The 21,671-nt window shown below is 52.4% G+C and carries 20 protein-coding genes; 14 read left to right on the plus strand and 6 right to left on the minus strand.

Annotated features, from left to right (window positions below; genetic code table 11):
• Positions 1-90: 90 nt before the first annotated feature.
• The 4 genes from modC to A6301_RS10080 all read right to left on the minus strand — a co-directional run bounded on the left by modC (position 91) and on the right by A6301_RS10080 (position 3,251).
• The gene (gene modC, locus A6301_RS10065; protein ID WP_107169853.1) at positions 91-1,149 is read right to left on the minus strand and encodes a molybdenum ABC transporter ATP-binding protein ModC; all 1,059 of its coding nucleotides are present in this window, start codon (positions 1,147-1,149) and stop codon (positions 91-93) included.
• The gene (modB, locus tag A6301_RS10070) at positions 1,149-1,835 is read right to left on the minus strand and encodes a molybdate ABC transporter permease subunit (protein WP_234257710.1); all 687 of its coding nucleotides are present in this window, start codon (positions 1,833-1,835) and stop codon (positions 1,149-1,151) included. The genes modC and modB overlap by 1 nt, the downstream gene beginning before the upstream one ends.
• Before the next feature lie 2 nt (positions 1,836-1,837).
• Positions 1,838-2,608 carry a molybdate ABC transporter substrate-binding protein gene (modA, locus tag A6301_RS10075; protein WP_234257711.1) on the minus strand — a complete coding sequence of 257 codons (771 nt, stop codon included), beginning with the start codon at positions 2,606-2,608 and terminating at the stop codon, positions 1,838-1,840.
• Positions 2,609-3,095: 487 nt separating this feature from the next.
• Entirely contained in the window at positions 3,096-3,251 is a 156-nt protein-coding gene (locus tag A6301_RS10080; protein WP_010285329.1) for an AcrZ family multidrug efflux pump-associated protein, read from the minus strand.
• Between the two features lie 196 nt (positions 3,252-3,447).
• Between A6301_RS10080 and modE the strand changes: the two genes are divergently transcribed.
• The 13 genes from modE (at position 3,448) to A6301_RS10145 (ending at position 18,454) form a co-directional block, all read left to right on the plus strand.
• Entirely contained in the window at positions 3,448-4,239 is a 792-nt protein-coding gene (gene modE / locus A6301_RS10085) for a molybdenum-dependent transcriptional regulator (protein ID WP_234257712.1), read from the plus strand.
• Between the two features lie 50 nt (positions 4,240-4,289).
• Entirely contained in the window at positions 4,290-5,765 is a 1,476-nt protein-coding gene (gene modF / locus A6301_RS10090; protein ID WP_234257713.1) for a molybdate ABC transporter ATP-binding protein ModF, read from the plus strand.
• Positions 5,766-5,963: 198 nt separating this feature from the next.
• Positions 5,964-6,983 (plus strand): UDP-glucose 4-epimerase GalE, encoded by a 1,020-nt coding sequence (gene galE, locus A6301_RS10095; protein ID WP_205541698.1) that lies wholly within the window; start codon positions 5,964-5,966, stop codon positions 6,981-6,983.
• Positions 6,984-7,349: 366 nt separating this feature from the next.
• Positions 7,350-8,396: a galactose-1-epimerase gene (gene galM / locus A6301_RS10100; protein ID WP_234257714.1), complete on the plus strand. Its 1,047-nt coding sequence runs from the start codon at positions 7,350-7,352 to the stop codon at positions 8,394-8,396.
• A 151-nt stretch (positions 8,397-8,547) separates the two neighbouring features.
• Positions 8,548-9,000 carry a hypothetical protein gene (locus tag A6301_RS10105; protein ID WP_234257715.1) on the plus strand — a complete coding sequence of 151 codons (453 nt, stop codon included), beginning with the start codon at positions 8,548-8,550 and terminating at the stop codon, positions 8,998-9,000.
• A 74-nt stretch (positions 9,001-9,074) separates the two neighbouring features.
• Positions 9,075-9,425, plus strand: a complete 351-nt coding sequence (locus A6301_RS10110) for a copper-binding protein (RefSeq protein WP_107169844.1) — start codon at positions 9,075-9,077, stop codon at positions 9,423-9,425.
• 12 nt (positions 9,426-9,437) lie between these two features.
• Positions 9,438-10,697: a TolC family protein gene (locus A6301_RS10115; RefSeq protein WP_205541692.1), complete on the plus strand. Its 1,260-nt coding sequence runs from the start codon at positions 9,438-9,440 to the stop codon at positions 10,695-10,697.
• A complete protein-coding gene (locus tag A6301_RS10120; protein WP_234257716.1) occupies positions 10,694-12,205 on the plus strand; it encodes an efflux RND transporter periplasmic adaptor subunit in 1,512 nt (503 codons plus the stop codon). The genes A6301_RS10115 and A6301_RS10120 overlap by 4 nt, the downstream gene beginning before the upstream one ends.
• A complete protein-coding gene (locus A6301_RS10125) occupies positions 12,202-15,339 on the plus strand; it encodes an efflux RND transporter permease subunit (RefSeq protein ID WP_234257717.1) in 3,138 nt (1,045 codons plus the stop codon). Before A6301_RS10120 ends, A6301_RS10125 begins: the two co-directional genes overlap by 4 nt.
• 137 nt (positions 15,340-15,476) lie before the next feature.
• Complete coding sequence (gpmA, locus tag A6301_RS10130; protein ID WP_005973959.1) at positions 15,477-16,229, plus strand: 2,3-diphosphoglycerate-dependent phosphoglycerate mutase; 753 nt, start codon at positions 15,477-15,479, stop codon at positions 16,227-16,229.
• A gap of 113 nt (positions 16,230-16,342) precedes the next feature.
• On the plus strand, positions 16,343-17,257 hold the full coding sequence (locus A6301_RS10135) for a LysR family transcriptional regulator (RefSeq protein ID WP_234257718.1): 915 nt from the start codon (positions 16,343-16,345) through the stop codon (positions 17,255-17,257).
• A 161-nt stretch (positions 17,258-17,418) separates the two neighbouring features.
• Positions 17,419-18,033 carry an FMN-dependent NADH-azoreductase gene (locus A6301_RS10140; RefSeq protein ID WP_234257719.1) on the plus strand — a complete coding sequence of 205 codons (615 nt, stop codon included), beginning with the start codon at positions 17,419-17,421 and terminating at the stop codon, positions 18,031-18,033.
• 31 nt (positions 18,034-18,064) lie between these two features.
• Positions 18,065-18,454, plus strand: a complete 390-nt coding sequence (locus A6301_RS10145; protein ID WP_234257720.1) for a DoxX family protein — start codon at positions 18,065-18,067, stop codon at positions 18,452-18,454.
• Between the two features lie 171 nt (positions 18,455-18,625).
• Here A6301_RS10145 and aroG read toward each other — a convergent pair whose 3' ends face one another.
• Positions 18,626-19,681 carry a 3-deoxy-7-phosphoheptulonate synthase AroG gene (gene aroG, locus A6301_RS10150; RefSeq protein WP_107169837.1) on the minus strand — a complete coding sequence of 352 codons (1,056 nt, stop codon included), beginning with the start codon at positions 19,679-19,681 and terminating at the stop codon, positions 18,626-18,628.
• Positions 19,682-19,975: 294 nt separating this feature from the next.
• Here aroG and zitB point away from each other — a divergent pair, with 294 nt between their 5' ends.
• Entirely contained in the window at positions 19,976-20,938 is a 963-nt protein-coding gene (gene zitB / locus A6301_RS10155) for a CDF family zinc transporter ZitB (protein ID WP_107169836.1), read from the plus strand.
• A 7-nt stretch (positions 20,939-20,945) separates the two neighbouring features.
• On the opposite strand, the gene pnuC is transcribed toward zitB, so the two are convergent.
• Positions 20,946-21,671, minus strand: a complete 726-nt coding sequence (pnuC, locus tag A6301_RS10160; protein WP_107169835.1) for a nicotinamide riboside transporter PnuC — start codon at positions 21,669-21,671, stop codon at positions 20,946-20,948.

Consider the following 21,671-nt stretch of genomic DNA (forward strand, 5'->3'; position numbering starts at 1 on the left):
AGTCACAGAATACTGGCGAAATTAACACGATAAACCGAGCGATATAGAGCACTTCCCTATCGCTCAGCCTGTTTTTACAACCGTATGGGTTTACGCCGTAATCGACACGCTCTTAATCTGCGCATAGAGCGTTTGTCCAGGATGAAGCGCAAGATCGTCTCGAGCCCACGGCGTGATACGGGACCACAACGTCTGCTGGCCAATCGCTAGCTTCACTTCAACCTGTTCGTCGACATCGATACACTCCACCACACTGGCACACAGTACATTACGAATACTGCTTTTTTCCGGAGGCTGTAGCACCAAAGAGACATCGGCGGCATTCACACGAATGCGCAATGCGGCATCCTGCGGGAGCTCGACTTTGCCGACCCACACCTGCTGATCGCCTAATGCCAATGCCGTCATCGCGTAATGCGCATGCTGAGCCAACACGCGCGCACTGAGAATACTGCTTTGCTCGTCTTTTGGTAACCAAGGACGTAGTGCGCTACTTGCCCACACCTCCTCCAGTAAACCTTGTGCTTTCACTTTGCCTTTATCCAGCACCACAACATGATCGGCCAACCGGACTATTTCTTCCAAACTGTGGCTGACATACAAAATCGGAATATTGACCTCTTTCGCCAGCCGTTCCAAATACGGCAAAAGTTCACGCTTTCTCGGCAAATCCAACGACGCCAGGGGTTCATCCATAAGCAGCAGTTCCGGTGCAGTCAGCAATGCCCGACCTATCGCAACACGCTGCTTTTCGCCACCAGACAGCGTCAGCGGATAGCGATTCAGTAAATGTTCGATACCCAGCAAATTGACGATGTCATCAAACTGCGATGCCATTTTTTCAGCCATACCGTAGCGCAAATTGCCGCGCACACGATAATGTGGAAACAGACGGGCATCCTGAAACACATAGCCGATATGCCGTTTTTCTGGCGGAAGAAAAACACGCTGCTGCGTATCCACCAGCACATGGTCATTAAGCACAATCCGACCGCTATCAGGCCGCGTCAGGCCAACAACCGCGTTGATCAGTGACGTTTTTCCTGCCCCAGACACGCCGAAAATGGCAGTAATACCGTTCGCGGGCAGTTCAGACTGAACGTGGAGTTCGAGGCTACCCAGTTGTTGATAAAAATCGAGTTGTAGCATTATCCCCCCAACCGTTTGCGGCTCCAGTTTGTTAGCCATTCTGATGCCAACAACGCTGCCAGCGACAGGACGATGGCAATGATACATAGCCTTGCAGCATCCGCCTCTGCGCCCGGCGTTTCAATCAAGGTATACATCGCCAGTGGTATGGTTCGGGTTTCGCCGGGGATATTAGAAACAAACGTAATCGTTGCGCCAAATTCCCCCAGAGAGCGAGCAAATGCCAATACAGTGCCAACAACGATTCCGGGAAAAGAGAGAGGTAAAGTGATGGTGAAAAACACGCGCCAAGGCGTGGCACCCAGCGTTCTGGCAGCCTGTTCCAGATGCGTATCGACGGCATCAAGCGAGAGACGAATCGCTCTGACCATGAGCGGAAACGCGACCACCGCAGACGCTAACGCCGCACCGCGCCAGCTAAAACTAAAACTGAAGCCGAACCAGTCATAGAGCCAGGAACCGATTACGCCGCGTTTTCCCATCGCCACCAGCAGCAGATAACCAATGACCACTGGCGGCAGCACCAGTGGTAAATGGATAATACTATCCAGCAGCGATTTGCCGGGAAACCGACAGCGCACCAAAACCCACGCTATCAGTATCCCAAACGGCAAGCTGCAAGCCACGGCCACAACGGATACTTTGAGGCTCAGCTCAATAGCCTGCCATTCGTAATCACTCAGCATCGTTAACGCGGCGCAAAGCCATAACGTTTAAACACGGCTGCCGCTTCCGGCGTTTTCAGGTAGTCATAAAAACCAGTAACCGCAGGGTTTTTATGTTCTTTTACTACCGCCATCGGATATTCGACAGGCTTGTGGCTCGCTGCTGGGAACGTACCGACAACCTTAACTTTCTCACTGGCAACCGCGTCAGAACCATAAACAATGCCCAGCGGCGCTTCTTCACGTTCCACCAGCGCCATGGCTGCACGCACGTTGTTAGCTCGCGCCATCAACGGGGAGAGCTCATCCCAGGCTTTCAGATTCTGTAAGGCTTCTTTAGCATAGATTCCGGCAGGTACATGATCCGGGTCACCAACGGCCAGACGTCCGCCTTTCAGCAGGCTTTTCCAGTCGGTTTTATCGTCAATCTTGATATCTTTCTGCGCACTCACCTTCGGTGCAATCACGACCAACTCATTGCCCAGCAGTGTGTGACGTGTGGCGGTATCCATCAGGTTTTTATCCTGCGCGTAGTCCATCCACTGTTGGTCAGCGGAGATGAACAGATCGGCAGGTGCACCTTGCTCAATCTGACGCGCCAATGTTGAAGACGAGGCATAAGACGCCACGACAGCGACGTTTTTCTCTTTCTGATACTGCGCAGCGATCTCCTGCAACGCATTGGTTAGTGATGCTGCGGCAAAGACCGTGACTTTATCTTCTGCCGCCGCGGGCAACACCATTCCTGCACTGAGGGTCAATGCGGCAACCCATTTTAACCATTGCTGCTTCATTCTTGTCTCCTGACAATTATCGTTGTGTAAATAATGATATAACGAATCATGAAGCACTGTCATGCGCTTTAAAGAGGTAGATCACCCGTCATACTTCAAGTTGCATGTGCGTTGGCTGCGTTACTCGGCACACTGGCGTGTACCTCGCCCCGTTGGGGCCGCTGCAAGCCGCGTTCAAACCTGCCTCTGGCAGATTTGTCAGTCACCCGAATCACTTACCTGAGTAAGCTCATCGGGATGAAATGAGAGACATCCTGTCTCTCACCGAAGGCCAGCCGTTGGCTGGTCAAATTCGTTCCCGACGAATTTGTCCTTCCCTTGCCGCGTTATGATGCTCATAACTGAGCATCGCCCTAAAGGGCTAACGCTTCGCGTTGTTCAAAACGTTAACGTTTTGTCCTGAAACTCGAATTATTTAGGGTATATAGGGGGTAGAAAAGAAATGTCCGGCCAAAAGCCGGACATCAAAATAGGAAAGGATCGTGAATCAGTGCTGATTCTTTGCGCGTTGACCGTCAGAATGACCGATGCGGGACAACACGTTAAACACTTCGCCCAGGCAATAAATTGCCCCCATGATAACCACCATCATCACAGGAACCATAGCAACTGCAAACAGCAGGCTCTTCAACAACTCCAACATGCTTACCTCACTTATTGCAACGGTTACCGCTACTTTAGCTCGTCGAATGTGCTATTTCACTGTAAGCCGAGATCGTCGTAATTGCCACGTAGTCTACCGCAGTAAGAGAAAATAGTGCGTCTATTTGTGCGATTTGCCCCTGATGCAGAAAATAGCGACAATACAGTGAATTAAACTTTCTAATGGTGATCCCACTATGCAGGCTGAAATTCTTCTCACCCTGAAACTCCAACAGCGTTTATTCGCCGACCCACGGCGTATTGAATTGCTCAAGCAAATTCGTCATACCGGTTCAATCAGTCAGGGAGCCAAACTGGCGGGAATTAGTTACAAAAGCGCATGGGATGCCATCAATGAAATGAACCAACTGGCCGAGCAAACTATCGTCGAACGTATGACCGGCGGTAAAGGTGGCGGCGGTGCGCAACTCACTCGCTACGGTGAACGCCTTCTCCAACTGTACGATTTGCTCGCACAGATTCAGCAAAAAGCCTTTGATGTATTGCAGGAAGACGGATTGCCGTTGGATAGCCTGCTGGCAGCCATCGCGCGTTTCTCGCTGCAAACCAGCGCACGTAACCAGTTTTTTGGAACCGTGCTCGCACGCAGTGAAGAGCAGGTACAACAACATCTGGATATTTTGCTCGCCGATGGTAAAACAACGATCAGCGCACTGATTACGCAGCAAAGCGCCGAACGTCTGCAATTACAGAAAGGGAAAGAGGTACTGGCATTAATTAAAGCACCGTGGATCGACGTATACGCGACCACCTCTACCGCACCTGCCGCAGATAACGTCCTGGCAGGGCGGATTCAAACCATTCAGCAGGGTGTGGAGAACAGCGAACTTCTGATTACGCTGACCGGGGGGGAAACCCTGTGTGCCATGGTGCCAAATACCTTGCTTGAGCAACAAAAACTACAGCAGGGAACGGATGTGAAAGCCTGTTTTAATGCTGACCGGGTCATCATCGCCACGCTTTGTTAATCTCACTGGGATGCGAGACCTCGAAGCAAACCACTGACGAAGGATAGAAGATGTCATTGTTGAAAATCACGCAGGGGTTATTTCGTCTCAGCGATACCCGCATGCTGCGTCTGGACGAACTGACGATTGAACAAAACCAGTGCTGGGCCTTTGTCGGAGCCAATGGAAGCGGTAAATCGGCACTGGCGCGGGCCTTATCCGGTGAACTGCCGCTCTTGAGTGGTGAACGCACCACGGGATTCCAACGCCCCGTACGCCTGTCGTTTGAACAATTACAAAAACTGGTTTCCGACGAGTGGCAGCGCAATAACACCGACATGCTGAGTGAAGGCGAGGATGACACTGGCCGCACCACGGCAGAGGTAATTCAAGATAGCCTCAACGATCCCGCACGTTGCCAACAGTTGGCACACCAGTTTGGCATTGCGCATTTGCTGGAGCGCCGCTTCAAGTACCTCTCTACAGGGGAAACACGCAAGGCGATGCTGTGTCAGGCGCTGATGCCTCAGCCTGACCTGCTAATCCTTGATGAGCCTTTTGACGGGCTGGATATTGCCTCCCGCCAGCAGCTTGCCGATGAACTGCGGAAACAGGCTGACGGCGGCTATACGCTAGTGCTTATTCTCAACCGCTTTGACGACATCCCTGACTTTATCAACCATGTTGGTGTGTTAGCAGACTGTACGCTGACCCGCATCGGCCAGCGTGAAGCGATCCTCTCTGAGGCGCTGGTGGCTCAGCTCGCTTTTAGCGAAAAGCTATCTGGAAGTTCGCTGCCAGAACCCGAAGATCCACAGCGTTATATCACGCTTCCTCCTGACAAAGCGCGTGTTCTACTGCGCAACGGCGTGGTGCAGTACAACGATCGTCCGATTCTTCACGAACTCACGTGGGAAGTCTTGTCTGGCCAGCATTGGCAGATTGTTGGGCCAAATGGCGCAGGAAAATCAACGCTGCTCAGCCTGATTACCGGCGATCACCCACAAGGCTACAGTAATGACCTCACCCTGTTTGGTCGTAAACGCGGCAGCGGTGAAACCATCTGGGATATCAAACGCTACATCGGCTACGTCAGCAGCAGTTTCCATCTGGATTACCGCGTCAGCACCAGCGTACGTAACGTCATCCTGTCTGGCTTCTTTGACTCTATCGGTATTTATCAGGCCGTTTCCGATCGTCAGCGCCACCTGACCGAACAATGGCTTACCCTGCTTGGACTCAATGGTGCTATCGCCGATACGCCATTTCAGTCGCTCTCCTGGGGCCAACAGCGCCTGACGCTGATTGCTCGCGCGTTAGTCAAACATCCCACGTTGCTCATTCTGGACGAACCCTTACAGGGGCTCGATCCACTCAATCGGCAATTGGTGCGCCGCTGGCTGGATATCTTGATTGGAGAAGGGGAAACACAGCTACTCTTTGTCTCTCACCACGCGGAAGACGCGCCCGAGTGCATCACACACCGGCTTACTTTCGTTCCTCACAACGACATCTATCGCTATCAGATTGATGAGTTATGTAAATAATGCCTAAAAACAGGGATGATAACGCTACCACAAAATAAAATATAGAGTAGAAGATCAGGCTCATTTACACTATAGCCTACGCTTCACTATGTTTATTCGTAAAAAAATCATCGATAACAGAGGCAGATTCTCGCTGTAGATCACCTTTTTCAGTATCTAGCCATGTTATTTTGCAGCATTGCGATAATAGAGGTCATTATGAACGTTCTCATCACTGGTGGTAGCGGTTACATAGGGAGTCATACTTGTGTACAATTGCTGGCGGCCGGACACACTCCCATCATTCTCGATAACTTGTGCAACAGCAAAGCTAGCGTCGTTAAAACCATCACACGTTTAACCGACAAAACGCCCATTTTTTATCAGGGAGATATCCGCGACAGCGCACTGTTGGACGACATTTTCGCTAAACATTCCATTGATTCCGTCATCCATTTTGCTGGCTTAAAGGCCGTGGGTGAATCCGTACGTGAGCCGCTGAGTTACTATGACAATAATGTCAACGGTACGCTCGTACTGGTTGAGGCGATGAAGAAAGCCGGCGTAAAAAACCTGATTTTTAGCTCTTCCGCCACCGTCTATGGCGATCAGCCATGCACACCTTATCAAGAAAGTTTCCCAACGGGACACCCTGCTAGCCCTTATGGCCGCAGCAAGTTGATGGTCGAGCAAATTCTGCAAGACTTACAGCATGCCGAGCCGGAATGGAGTATTACACTGTTACGCTATTTCAACCCGGTTGGCGCACATCCATCGGGTGAGATGGGTGAAGATCCGCAGGGTGTGCCCAATAACCTGATGCCTTACATCGCTCAGGTTGCTGTCGGACGTCGCGACTCGCTGGCGATTTTCGGTAATGACTACCCTACCGCTGACGGCACTGGTGTACGGGATTACATCCACGTTGTCGATCTGGCCGACGGTCATATCGCCGCCATGAATACCCTACAAAATCGTGCCGGTGTGCACATTTACAACCTCGGTGCTGGCGTAGGCTACAGTGTATTGCAGGTCGTCGAGGCTTTTAGCCAAGCCTGTGGTAAACCGCTCGCTCACCATTTTGCTCCGCGCCGTCAGGGCGATCTGCCCGCTTATTGGGCGGATGCCGAACGTGCAGCGAAAGATCTTAACTGGCGAGTCACACGCTCATTGCAAGAAATGGCGCAGGATACCTGGCGCTGGCAATCCAAGCACCCCAATGGGTACGACGAAGAATGACGGCGTTTTTTCACGCTGAGTGACAGATAAGGGAAGATAAGCAGAACTGATTCATACCGTTGACAACCCATTTACGGAACAAGAACGGTGATAATGGGATAGAAGAGTAAAGCGTCCGCGCCAGGGACAAAAACGTCAGGAACGTTTTTGAGCGTCGCTTGCGACGACCCTAAAAGGGTGAATCTCAGGGATGAGATTCATATCTGCGCGGCTCGAGCTTACAGGGCGTACTTGCAGCGTCTTTACGATCTACCCATTAACACCGCTCGACGTACTTTGTCAGCACACTCCTTTCTGCTTAATTTCCCAACATTACAACCATCGGCCAACCTTCTCTATCTTCTCAGGCCTCTACAGGAGCAAGTCATGTTGAATGAAAGTCTTAGCACGCTGGCACCCGATGGTCAGCCGTTTCAATTAACGACCTTGCAGAATCAAGCAGGCATGCGCGTGCGCCTGATGGACTGGGGTGCAACCTGGCTTTCCTGTGAGCTGCCGCTACCAGAGGGTGAGGTGCGAGAAGTCTTATTGGGCTGTGCATCGCCCGAGCAGTATCCGCGACAAAGCGCTTATCTCGGTGCATCGATTGGCCGCTATGCCAACCGCATAGCCAAAGCAACATTCAGCCGAGAGGCCGAAACCTTCAATTTGGTTCCAAATCAGAACGAGCATCAACTGCACGGTGGCCCGGAAGGCTTTCATGCCCGCCGCTGGCGAATTACCAGTCAGGATGCAGCGCAGGTGACTTACCAGTTGCACTCACCGGATGGCGATCAGGGGTATCCAGGGCACCTCAATGTTCAGGTCACCTACACGCTGACCGAACATAACTCGTTAGAAATCTCGTATCAGGCTACCGTGGAGAAAGCTTGTCCTGTCTGCCTGACCAACCACGCCTATTTCAACCTGGATGGCGATCTGACTGATGTACGTAAGCACCAGTTGCAGCTATTTGCCGACTACTATTTACCCGTCAATAGTGCGGGCATTCCCAACGCCGACCTGACGTCGGTAAACGCTACTGGCATGGATTTTCGCCAGCCCAAAACGCTAGAGGAAGATTTCCTGCGCGATAGCGATCAAATGGCTGTTGGCGGCTACGATCATGCCTATTTATTGCATCGCACCTGTGGCTCCAGCGAAAGCCCAGCAGCCAATTTATGGTCATCCGATGGCCGCGTGCTGATGAGCGTTTTCACCAGCGCTCCCGCCTTACAGCTCTATAGCGGCAACTTTCTGACCGGAACACCCTCACGAGACGGCGGCCAGTATGAAAACTATGCCGGTGTCGCACTGGAAAGTGAATTCCTGCCAGACAGCCCGAATCACCCCGACTGGCCGCAGCCCGACTGCTGGCTGAAACCGGGGAAAGTCTATCGCTCGGATACCACGTACCAGTTCCTCCTCCAGTAACCGTACGATTAAATATAATTAACTCATTGATAACATTGGCAGATGACTATCTGCCAATTTACAAACCGGCTTTACAAAACTATGCCATTCCCCGCTTGCCCCCTTCCTGCCCAGACGCTTACACTGCCACGACATCCAAAAAGGAAATGTCATGTCCGCATCATCACGGTCTCCATTACTCATTCATCATCTGCGCCACAAAGGCAGGTGGGGATGGCTATTGGCACTGTGCTGGCTTTTCCTGAATGCACAACTGGCTATCGCAGGTCATCAATGCGATATGACGCTCAGCCAGACACCTCCTGCGATCCAGCATCAAGCACATCTGCAACAGACTGACGTTCAGCCGCAATCCTCTCACGCTCACCATGCAGCGAAAGCCTCTTACGCTGCAGACCAGCAAACACCGCTGTGTGAAAAGCACTGCGTGCCGGATAGTGTGAAGCAGGATAATGGATCGCTGGCATTGTTAGCGCTGCCAGTCAGTAACGAACTGGTTTTAGCGGATAACCCAATCACGCTTAATCAGGCATGTGATGCCTGGCTCTCTCCTCCTGCGGCTGGCCCTCCGGCTGAGATCCGCTTCTGCCGATTCAGAGAATAACCCAAGCGATTGATAACGCCTGCGCCATCGAGCGCAACACCTTGTTTATCAATGACTTTTATTGGGATTATTTTATGCGTATCACTTACACTGCCGTTATCAGCAGCCTGATTCTTTCTGTTTCTTCCTTCGCCTTCCCAGTGTGGGCAAACGACCACCAGCATCACGCGATGATGCATGCCAACTCGCCTGCGATCGCGGCCGTTTATCAGACAACCGGGATTGTTAAACAGTGGAACACCGATAGCGTCACGCTCTCTCACGCCCCGGTTGCCGACCTGAAATGGCCCGCGATGACAATGGCATTCATGCTGCCATCTAGTAGCGAGATAGCGCCGCTCGCGGTCAATACGCCAGTCACGTTCAGCTTTATCCAGAACGACAGCGGCTACACTCTAACCGCGATTACGCCACAGCAGCCTTAACCGGAGCACATCATGAACATATCCAAACACGACGCTGCGCGCGCGTGTCTGGCGATGTTGCTGTGGCTGCCTGCCGCAATCTTTGCGGCAGATCTGAGTCTCGATCAGGCTTTACAGGCAGCGGAGCGTTACTCCGCCGATCTGTCAGCCAATCAACACCAGATTAACGCGCTACAAAACATGGCCGACTCCGCTACACAACTTCCCGATCCCAAACTGAAATTTGGCGTTGAGAACCTGCCATTGGGCGGCAACAACGGTAGCCGACTCACGCGGGAAGGCATGACGATGCAGCGTATCGGCGTCATGCAAACCTATGTCAGCAGCCGTAAGCGTGATAGCAAGGCGCAGGCCATTCGGGTAGAAGCCGATGCGCTGCAAAGTAATAGCGAAAGCATCCGTGCTCGCCTGCAACGAGAAACCGCGCAGGCATGGCTGGATCTGGCGCTTTCACGCAAAGCGTTGAGCGAGGTCACGATGCTGGTCAACGAAAGCCAGCGCCAGATCGCCTCGCAAAAAGCGAGTGTGGCGGCAGGCAGCGAAGCCAGTAGCGTTCTGGATGCCCGTCTGACGCTGGCAGCCATGCAGGACAGGCTGGCCGATGCCGAGCGAGATACCCGTATCGCACACGCCCGGCTGGTACAGCTTACCGGTATCGCGGATATCAACGTACACGGCGAGCTTCCTCGTTTTGAACGGCTGCCAGCCTCACCAGCGCTACTCAGCAGCGCCATTCATCAACACCCGGAAATGCAGCAGGCACAGCGCGAAGCAGAGCTAGCTCAGGCTCGCTCTGCACAGTCAGCCGTCGCGGCCATCCCCAATGTTGATGTTGAGGTCTATTACGCGAAGCGTGGGGACGATTACGACGATATGGCAGGCATGATGGTGACGGTCGATTTGCCGCTGTTCAAATCCAAACGTCAGGATAAAGACTACGCCGCTGACGTATCACGCAGCATGGAAGCACGTGACAGAGTACTACTCACCGAACGAGAACATCAGGCGCAACTTGATACGCTAATTGCTCAATATCAAGCCGCACAGTCACGCTGGCTGCGTCAAAACAACGACACGCTCCCTCTCCAACAGCAGCGCATCAAACTGATTCAGGCTCAATATCAATCCGGCAGCAGCAATCTCTCCGCCGTACTGGATGCCCGCCGAGCGCTGCTCGAAAGCCGGATTGCCGTTCAGGATACCGCACGAGAGATGGCGCAATATTGGGCCGCCATCCGCTACCTGACGCCACAAGGAAACCCTACGCGATGAGCAAAATAGTCATAAGAAAATCACTGATGTTTAGCCTGATAGTGCTGGCTATTCTCAGCGCGGGTGGCGCGGGTTATCTGGTAGGTAACCAGCAAACGCCGCACTCACCTTCTACCGCCGCGCCAGAACGGTCGGTTCTCTATTGGTACGACCCAATGGTGCCGGATAAGCGTTTCGATAAGCCGGGAAAATCGCCCTTTATGGATATGGAACTGGTTCCCCGCTACGCCGATGACATACAGGAAGACGGCGGAGTCGCCGTCAGCGCCCGCCAGCAGCAAAATCTTGGCGTTCGCACAGCCCGCGCAGAAATGCGCGAGCTTGCCGACCACAGCACAAGTTATGGCACCGTTACGCTCAACGAACGCGGATTGCACACGCTGGTCGCCCCCAGCGGTGGCATTGTCGAGAAACTTTCGGTCAACGCGCTGCAACAGCAGGTGAAGAAAGGCGAAACGCTAGCCACATTGTGGAACCCGACCTGGGCGGCGGCACAGCGCGAATATCTGGCGGTACGGCAGTTAGGCGACGACGTACTAACCCAAGCGGCACGCCAGCGACTAGCACTGCTATTCATGCCGGAAGCCATTATTCGACAGGTCGAGCGTAGCGGAAAACCGCAGGATAGGATGACGATTACCGCGCTGGAAGATGGCTATGTTAATAAGTTGGAAGTGCGGCAAGGTATGCAGTTAACTCCGGCTCAGCCGTTATTCGAGCTTGCCAGCTTGAACCCAATTTGGGTAGATGTCGATTATCCCGAGGCGCAGGCCGCGCAGCTCACGATCGGCAGCGATATCAGCGCCGCTAGTAGTGCCTGGCCGGGTAAAACCTTCCACGGCAAAATCAGCGAACTACTCCCTGTGCTGGATAGCACGACGCGTACGTTAAAAGCACGCGTCGTACTCGACAACCCGCAACAGCAGCTTAAACCCGGCATGTACCTGACAGTACAACTTTCTCACACACAGGCCTTGCCACGTCTGGCGATCCCACAGGAAGCGTTGTTAGTTAGCGGCAGCCAAAATCGGGTTTTACTGAGCGACGGCAGCGGTCATTTCACCCCGCGTAACGTGACCACGGGCGCACCGTTAGGCGATTGGGTGGAAATCATGGATGGACTGAAAGAAGGCGACAGTGTAGTGACCTCCGGCCAGTTCCTGATTGACTCCGAAGCCAGCCTACGCAGCGCCCTGCCCCAATTTGCTGCCGATGCATCTACACAACCAACAACATCGGCAACGCCCGACGCTCCCGTTGGCTATCAAACTCAGGGAGTGATCAAAGCGATAAATGGCAATCAGGTCACCATTGAGCATGAAGCCGTTCCAGCACTCAACTGGTCGCCGATGACAATGGATTTCACGCTACCCTTGTCAGGGCTGCCACAGGGTGTGGGGATCGGTAGCACCGTCAGTTTCCAGTTCAATATGGACGACAGCGGGATTCACGTTCTGCATTTTTTACCCGCTAACGATTCACATGCTGGGCACGGAGGTCACTCATGATTGCCTTCGTGATCCGGTGGTCACTCAAAAACCGCCTGCTGGTTTTACTGGCAGCGCTGTTCATGGCGGCGTGGGGTTTGCTTTCTCTGCAAAAAACACCGCTGGATGCCCTGCCCGACCTGTCTGACGTTCAGGTTATCATTCGCGTTAGCTATCCGGGCAAAGCGCCACAGGTGGTGGAAAATCAGGTGACCTATCCACTGACGACCACCATGCTCTCCGTTCCGGGAGCCAAAACGGTACGGGGCTTCTCCATGTTCGGCGATGCCTACGTCTATGTACTGTTTGAAGATGGCACCGATCCCTACTGGGCACGATCTCGCGTGCTGGAATACCTTAGTCAGGTACAATCCAGCCTACCTACCGATGCGAAAACCTCGCTTGGCCCGGATGCCACCGGCGTCGGCTGGATCTACGAATACGCACTGGTCGATCGCAGCGGCAAATACAGTCTGGCCGATCTACGCGGCTTTCAGGACTGGCTGTTGAAGTATGAGCTGAAAACCGTTCCCGATGTAGCGGAAGTCGCCAGCGTGGGCGGTATGGTCAAACAATATCAGATCGTCGTTGACCCGGAACGTATGCGGACGCAGAACATTACCCACCAGCAGATCGTGACTGCCGTTCAGGCAGCCAATCAGGAAAATGGTGGCTCCGTGCTGGAGTTAGGTGAAGCCGAGTACATGGTTCGCACCACCGGTTACCTGAAAACCGCGCACGACTTTAACCATGTGGTGATTACCATCCGCAACGGCATTCCCGTGCTATTGCAAGATGTGGCAACGCTCCGTGAAGGCCCGGAGATGCGGCGCGGTATCGCCGAATTGAATGGTGAAGGCGAAGTGGCGGGCGGCATCATCGTTATGCGCTATGGAAAAAACGCACTGAATACGCTGCATGCCGTCAAAGCGCGGTTACAGGAGATACAAAAAAGCCTGCCCGCAGGCGTGGAGATCGTCCCAACCTACGATCGCTCGCAGTTGATTGAACACGCCATCGACACGCTCAGCTTCAAACTGCTGGAAGAGTTTGCCGTCGTTGCGGCCATTTGCGCCCTGTTCCTGTTTCACTTTCGCTCAGCGTTAGTGGCGATCATCAGCCTACCGCTCGGGATTCTGGGAGCGTTTATCATCATGCGCTATCAGGGTGTGAACGCCAACATCATGTCGCTGGGCGGTATCGCAATTGCCATCGGCGCGATGGTAGATGCCGCGATTGTGATGATAGAAAACATGCATAAAGTCATTGAACAGTGGCGGCATGAAAACCCCGGAAAACAGCCGCAGAATAATGAGTGGTGGCAGTTAGCAGAAAGGGCAGCCGTGGAAGTTGGCCCCGCGCTGTTTTGCAGCCTGCTGATCATTACGCTGTCGTTTGTACCGGTGTTTTCACTCGAGGCACAGGAAGGTCGCATGTTTTCACCGCTGGCCTTTACCAAAACCTATGCCATGGCCGTCGCCGCCGGGTTGGGGATTACGCTGGTACCGGTATTAATGGGGTATTTCGTACGCGGAAAGATACCGGACGAGCAGGCGAATCCGATAAACCGCTGGTTGATCGCGCTCTATCACCCGATACTGCAAAAGGTACTGAACTACCCGAAGACCACGCTGCTGGTTTCCGCTCTGCTATTACTACTGACGCTATTTCCTCTCAGCCGTTTAGGAAGCGAATTTATGCCGCCGCTGGATGAGGGCGATCTGCTGTATATGCCTTCCACCCTGCCCGGCATTTCCGCGCGTGAAGCCGGTCGTCTACTACAACAAACGGACAGGCTGATTAAAACCGTGCCCGAAGTCGAGTCGGTCTTCGGCAAAGCAGGCCGTGCCGATACGGCGACTGACCCTGCGCCGCTGACCATGCTGGAAAGCACGATTAGACTGAAACCGCGCGACCAGTGGCGTGAGGGCATGACCATGGACAAACTGGTTGCCGAATTGGATCGTACCGTCAATCTGCCGGGTATCGCCAACGTGTGGGTTCCGCCGATTCGCAACCGGCTAGACATGCTGGCTACTGGCATCAAAAGTCCGGTAGGTATTAAAGTTAACGGAAACAATTTGGAGGATATCGAACGTACCGCCGCGCAAATCGAGCAGGTGGTAAAACAGGTTCCGGGCGTGACGTCTGCGCTGGCGGAACGGCTGGCGGGTGGACGCTATATCGATATTGATATCGATCGCCGGCGTGCCGCACGTTACGGCGTGTCCGTCGAGGAACTTCAGTCTGTGGTCGCGACGCTTATCGGCGGGCAAAACATCGGCGAAACCATTGAAGGTCGTCAGCGTTATCCCATCAACATCCGCTACCCGCGTGAATTACGCGATTCGCTACAAAAATTGCGCGACCTTCCCATTGTGACGGCCAATGGCAACAGGGTCACGCTGGCTGAACTGGCCAATGTTCACGTCAGCGAAGGACCACCCATGCTGAAAAGTGAAAACAGCCGACTGTCGGATTGGATTTATGTCGATCTACGCGGCCGCGATCTGAAATCTGCCGTTGAAGACATGCAACGGGCTGTCGCCCAGCAGGTCACGCTGCCTGAAGGCGTGTCGTTAAGCTGGTCTGGTCAGTTTGAGTATCTGGAACGCGCCACGGAGAAAATGAAAATCGTCGTGCCCTTCACGCTGTTGATCATTTTTGTGCTGCTGTATATCACCTTCAACCGCATCAAAGATGCACTGCTGATTATGGCAACCTTACCCTTCGCGCTCATTGGCGGCGTCTGGCTGATCTATCTCCTCGGCTATAATCTTTCTGTCGCGGGTGCGGTAGGCTTTATTGCGCTGGCGGGGGTATCGGCGGAATTTGGCGTCATCATGCTGCTGTATCTCAACCATGCAGTAGAAAAACATCGAGGGGCGGGTCAGGCGCTGTCACGCCAACAGCTGATGGATGCCATCCACGAAGGGGCCGTTCTGCGCGTACGCCCGAAAATGATGACCGTGGCAACGATTATGGCAGGGCTGCTGCCCATCATGTGGGGCGGCGGTAGCGGTTCCGAAATCATGCAGCGCATCGCCGCGCCGATGATTGGTGGCATGGTCAGCGCTCCTCTGCTGTCAATGCTGGTGATTCCGGCAGTTTATCTGCTATTACACAAGGGAGATTCCGGTTTGCTGAAACGGTAAAGCCTGAGCGTGATTTTACGCAAATAACCTGCGGATAAATCACGCTTGCCATCGACTATCGATTGCCGATAACCGCTCTCCCCCCCTATAATGAAATCAGTTATCACAGAAATCTTAGGATAGGAAGGAGTTTAGCTATGGCTGTAACTAAGCTAGTACTGGTAAGACACGGTGAGAGCCAGTGGAACAACGAAAACCGCTTCACAGGCTGGTACGATGTTGATCTGTCCGACAAGGGCCGTTCAGAAGCCAAAGCCGCAGGTCAACTGCTGAAAGACGAAGGTTTTGCCTTTGATTTCGCGTATACCTCCGTGCTGAAACGTGCCATTCACACACTGTGGAACGTACTGGACGAGCTGGATCAAGCCTGGTTGCCAGTTGAGAAATCCTGGAAACTGAATGAGCGCCACTACGGGGCGTTACAAGGTCTGAACAAAGCCGAAACCGCTGAAAAATACGGTGACGAGCAGGTTAAACAATGGCGTCGTGGTTTCGCCATTACGCCTCCAGAGTTGACGCGTGATGACGAACGTTTCCCAGGCCATGATCCACGTTATGCAGCGCTGAGCGACAAAGAGCTGCCGCTGACTGAAAGCCTGGCGCTGACCATCGAACGCGTTGTGCCTTACTGGACCGAAACCATCCTGCCACGCATTAAGAGCGGTGAGCGTGTGATCGTTGCGGCTCACGGTAACTCACTGCGCGCACTGGTGAAATACCTGGACAACATGGGTGAAGATGAAATTCTTGAACTGAATATCCCAACTGGCGTGCCGTTGGTATATGAGTTCGACGAGAACTTCAAACCAATCAAGCGTTACTACCTGGGCAACGCGGACGAAATCGCCGCAAAAGCTGCCGCAGTAGCGAACCAAGGTAAAGCGAAGTAATTTACCGTTGAAATGAAGAAACCCGGCCTGTGCCGGGTTTTTTTATTTCATAATCTTCAGCACGGACATTCACAATCAATGCCTCATTGATAAAAAGACGAGGGTTACTTTGTATGATAAATGGAGTATCGCTTGATCAATTAAGAACATTCATCGTTGCTGTTGATGAAGGAAGTTTTTCCGCAGCAGCACGCAAACTCTATCGCGCGCAGTCGGTCATCAGTGATTTGGTGAGTAACCTCGAAGCCCAAATGGGCGTTCAATTATTCGATCGCTCTGGACGATATCCCAAACTCACTCCGGCAGGGCAAGCCTTGCTGGCCGATGCACGCGGCATCGTAACCTCCGTCGATTTCATGAAAGCACGGGCAAAGGGGTTATCAGAAGGGCTGGAAGCAGAACTTTCCGTTGTCGTCGATGTGCTGTTTCCTATTGCCACTGTCGCTGCTATTGCAAACGAGTTCAAACAGCGCTTTCCCGGCACGCCTCTTCGGGTGTTCGCTGAGGCGCTAGGAGCAACCTATCATCGCGTGCTCGACGGGACAGCGGCAATCGGGGCTGTCGCAGCGTTGCCAAATGCTCTTGCCTCACTAAGCACTGAGCACCTTGCTGGCATCACGCTGGTTATGGTCGCTTCACGCCATCATCCGTTGGCTGCATTCAGGGGATTCATCCCTAAATCGGAACTGGTAAAGCACGTGCAGCTTGTCCTTACCGACCGAACAAACCTATCCGAGGGGATTGAATATGCCGTTATATCCTCATCTACCTGGCGGCTCACGGACTTATTTACCAAGCATGCTTTTCTTCTTAGCGGGCTAGGCTGGGGCGGTATGCCATTGCATGTGGTACAGCGCGACCTTGCAGAAGGAGAGTTAGTTGAACTGATGCTTGAAGATATCCCGCCTGAGGGAATCTTTGTTCCGATGTCCACCATCTACCGAACAGCTGCGCCTCCCGGCCCTGCCGGGCGTTGGTTCCTTGACCGCCTGAAAAGTCTTCATGGGGAAGCAACCACGGGCCAATAAGCGCTCAGGCTAACACCTACCTATCGCAGAAACCGATGGATTCCTTCGGAAAATATCGGGTTTTCGGGTGTCTTTGGCGCAAATATACTGACATGGAAACGATCGGTGCCTGATCGTTGTGCTTATTCGTTATGCTACGAAACAAGTCAGGAAGCCACCTTATGAAAATTCTTCATATCGATTCCAGCATACTCGGCGACTATTCCGTCAGCCGACAACTTTCTGCCGATATTGTCGCAAGGCTGCGTGAGTTACACCCAGGTTCCGAGATCGTCTATCGCGATCTTGTCGAAGATGCTGTGGGTCATCTTTCCGGAGCGTATATGGCCGTGGTTCGCGGTGGTGGAAATCCCGATCCGCAGTTGGGTGACGAAATTGCCCATGGCGATGCTTATATCAACGATCTCTTTAATGCCGAGATCATTGTCATTGGTGCCCCCATGTATAACTTTACCGTCCCTTCCCAACTCAAAGCCTGGATTGATCGCGTCGTTATCGGCGGACGCACATTCACCTACGGGCCCAACGGACCACAAGGACTAATACAGAAAGGGAAGAGGCTGTTCATCATCTCAACTCGCGGCGGAACTTACAGTGGCGATAGTACTACCACAATGCTTGAGCATCATGAAACGTATCTGAAGGCCGTGCTTGGTTTTATCGGTCTGACCGATGTAACGATCATCCGCGCCGAAGGCTTGGGCCAGGGAAATGAAGAGACGAAATCTGCCATCATCAGCCAGGCAAAGCTCAGTATTGCTAGTTTAGAAGCCTAACAACGCCGACCTACCAAGAAAGGGAATCGCCATGGAAAAGAACGCTTCAATCATTTCAGCAATTGGTCGTGCTCTCATTGCAATTGTTTTTGTGATCAGCGGCCTTAGCAAGATCGGGGCATCAGAGGCCACCCAAGGCTACATCGCCTCGGTTGGTTTACCTTTTCCTCTTCTCGGTTATTTGATCGCCTTAGTGGTCGAAATCGGTGGAGGAATGCTTCTACTTATTGGTTACCGCACGCGTGTGGTTGCGCTCGTTTTGTCCGCCTTTACTGTTGCTACTGCCCTGTTTTTTCATCATAACTTTGCCGATCAAAACGCGATGATTAACTTTCTTAAGAACATCATCATTGTCGGGGGATTACTACAGATTGTGGCTTTTGGACCGAGTAAATATAGCATCGATGCAAAACGGAACTAATTGAGAAGTAAAGCATTATCGCTAGAGATAAAAAACGAACCGAAAGGGAATAAAGGTGGGTATGCATCATTAACGGTAGTGTTAGCCTGGTTTTCATTTTCGCGAGCTGAAAAACTCAAGGCTTTCACTGCCGTTTTTTTATTGGCGTGCCGGATAGCACGCCATTCGATGTTACTTATTGCGGCGCTCGCGTACGGCAGAGGCTAACTGGCGCAGTAGAGACTCCGTATCTTCCCAGCCAATACAAGCATCGGTCACGCTACGGCCATAAACTAGCGGCTCACTACTTTCCAGATTCTGGTTACCCTCAACCAGATGGCTCTCCACCATCACGCCCATGATCGCTTTTTCACCCTGTGCAATCTGTCCACAAACATCAGTACAGACTTCCATCTGTTTTTTGAACTGTTTGCTGCTGTTCGCGTGGCTGAAATCGATCATGACCTGCGGAGTCAAACCGGCTTTTTCCAGACCTACTTTCACATCCTTCACATGCTCTGCGCTGTAGTTCGGCGTTTTACCGCCACGCAGGATGATGTGGCAATCGTTGTTACCGCTGGTATTCACGATAGCCGAATGTCCCCATTTGGTGACAGAGAGGAAGCAGTGTGGCGCACTGGCGGCGTTGATTGCATCAATCGCTACTTTGATGGTGCCGTCGGTGCCGTTTTTAAAACCGACAGGACATGACAGACCAGATGCCAGTTCTCGGTGTACCTGAGATTCGGTTGTACGTGCGCCAATAGCGCCCCAGCTCATCAGATCCGCCATGTATTGCGGGGTAATCATATCGAGGAATTCACCGGCAGCGGGTAAACCAATATCATTAATTTCCAGCAGTAACTGGCGCGCAATACGCAGGCCATCATTGATCTGGAAACTATTATCCATGTGCGGATCGTTGATTAGCCCTTTCCAGCCGATCGTCGTACGCGGTTTTTCAAAATAAACGCGCATAACCACTTCCAGATCGTCACTCAACTCGTTACGCAGCGTCAGCAGACGCGCGGCATACTCTTTCGCCGCTTTCGTATCATGGATCGAGCAAGGACCAATCACCACCAGCAGGCGATCGTCATTGCCGTTAAGAATTTTATGGATAGCTGTACGCGCGAACGATACCGTTTCCGCGGCCTTATCCGTGGCTGGAAACTTTTCTAGCAAAGCAACCGGCGGCAAAAGTTCATTGATCTCTTTAATTCTTAAATCGTCATTTTGGTAATTCATAAATAAATCCATCGGTTCCGAAACGGTATGTTAGCCCCATCCAATACGCGCCATCCCGCCTGTGCGGGCAGACTGAGAAACGGGATGTTTCATATTGAAGATTGATTATTATATGTCAAGCTGGTGTTATCAGGACGCTGAAATCAGCGGGATTTACGCGATCAAATGCTCTCAGATGCCGCATCCATCCTATTTTCACTAGAAAATAGCCCAACCGCCAGGTCGGTGAACACAGGATAGGCTTTCTCTGTGGGTTTCAATAAAATGGGATAAAACCGCAACTCAGGGTGATTTATGGCACATAACCACAGCCACACGGAATCGGGCAACAGTAAACGTCTGCTGGCCGCGTTTATCATTACCGCCACGTTTATGGTTGCTGAGGTCATTGGCGGTCTGTTGTCCGGTTCCCTCGCGCTGCTTGCGGACGCGGGTCATATGCTGACGGATGCAGCGGCGCTGTTCGTCGCGCTTATCGCCGTGCGTTTCGCACAGCGTAAACCCAATGCTCGCCATACCTTCGGCTATTTGCGGCTCACCACCCTCGCCGCCTTTGTGAACGCGCTGACGTTGATACTGATTACTGCCTTCATCTTCTGGGAGGCGATTCAACGCTTCTATGACCCCCAGCCCGTTGCTGGCGTCACTATGCTGCTTGTCGCTATTGCCGGGTTGCTGGCGAACATCGTGGCCTTTTGGCTGTTACACCACGGTAGCGAAGAGAAAAACATTAACGTCCGCGCGGCAGCCCTACATGTGCTGGGCGACCTGCTAGGCTCCGTCGGTGCGATTGCTGCTGCCGTCATCATCCTTTATACCAACTGGACACCTATCGACCCGATTCTCTCTATTTTGGTGTCATGTCTGGTACTACGCAGTGCATGGTCGTTATTGAAAGAAAGTATTCACGAACTGCTGGAAGGCACACCGAGCCAACTCAGCGTTGAGGTTCTACAGAAAGATCTGACGCTGAATATCCCTGAGGTCAGGAATATCCACCATGTGCATTTATGGCAGGTTGGCGAAAAACCAATGATGACGCTGCATGCGCAGGTGGTTCCACCTCACGACCACGATGCGTTATTAAGACGTATTCAGGAATATTTGCTGAAGCAGTATCAGATTACACACGCGACAATTCAGATGGAATATCAACGCTGTGATGATGACCATTGCTCTTTTCATCAGGAAAACCATCATTCAGCTATTCATGATGGTGAAAAGCATGATGCAGAAGGTCATCACCACAAGCATTAAGTTTGGATTACACGCCGTTTGAAACCGCGCTGACGCGGTTTTCCTGCGCACTCTTAATCCACAGCCAAGAGCCGTTCAGGGCAATCAGCGTCAGGATCGCGTATTCTACTGCCATCGCGTACACGCCCTGATAAGCAAAAATCACCACGCTTATCACATCAATCACCACCCACAGCAGCCAATTCTCGACGTATTTGCGCGTCATCAGGATCATCGCCACGATCGACAACACCATCATGGTGGAATCCCAGAATGGGAATGCATCCGGCTGGAGATTAGGCATCTGCACCGCTAACCCGAGTCCCTGCATACCAGAAACAGCGATACGCGTCAGCACAGCAAATACCGCATCAATGTAGAACGTCATCAAGCCAATTGCGATAATACAGGCCACCGACCAGCCAATCAGCTTCTGCACCGGTAGCCAACGGATGCGCAACTCTACTTCCTGCGCATCTGTTTTACGCGTCCAGGCGTACCAACCATAAATATTGGCGGCAAAGAAGAAAATTTGCAGTAACAGGCTGGCATACAGCTGGATCTGGAAAAAGATCACCGCAAACAGCGTGACGTTAATCAGCCCAAACAGATAGTTGATGGTTTTTTCCTGACTCGCGAACCAGATACACAGCAGGCCAAACAACGTGCCGATCGCTTCAATCCAGGAAAGGTCGTATCCCCCTTCCCCCAACGGAATATGAATTAAAATATTACTGGTACTAAAAAAATCCAT

Origin of the sequence: Pectobacterium sp. IFB5596 (genome assembly GCF_021432585.1) — a bacterium.
Classification (GTDB): domain Bacteria; phylum Pseudomonadota; class Gammaproteobacteria; order Enterobacterales; family Enterobacteriaceae; genus Pectobacterium; species Pectobacterium punjabense.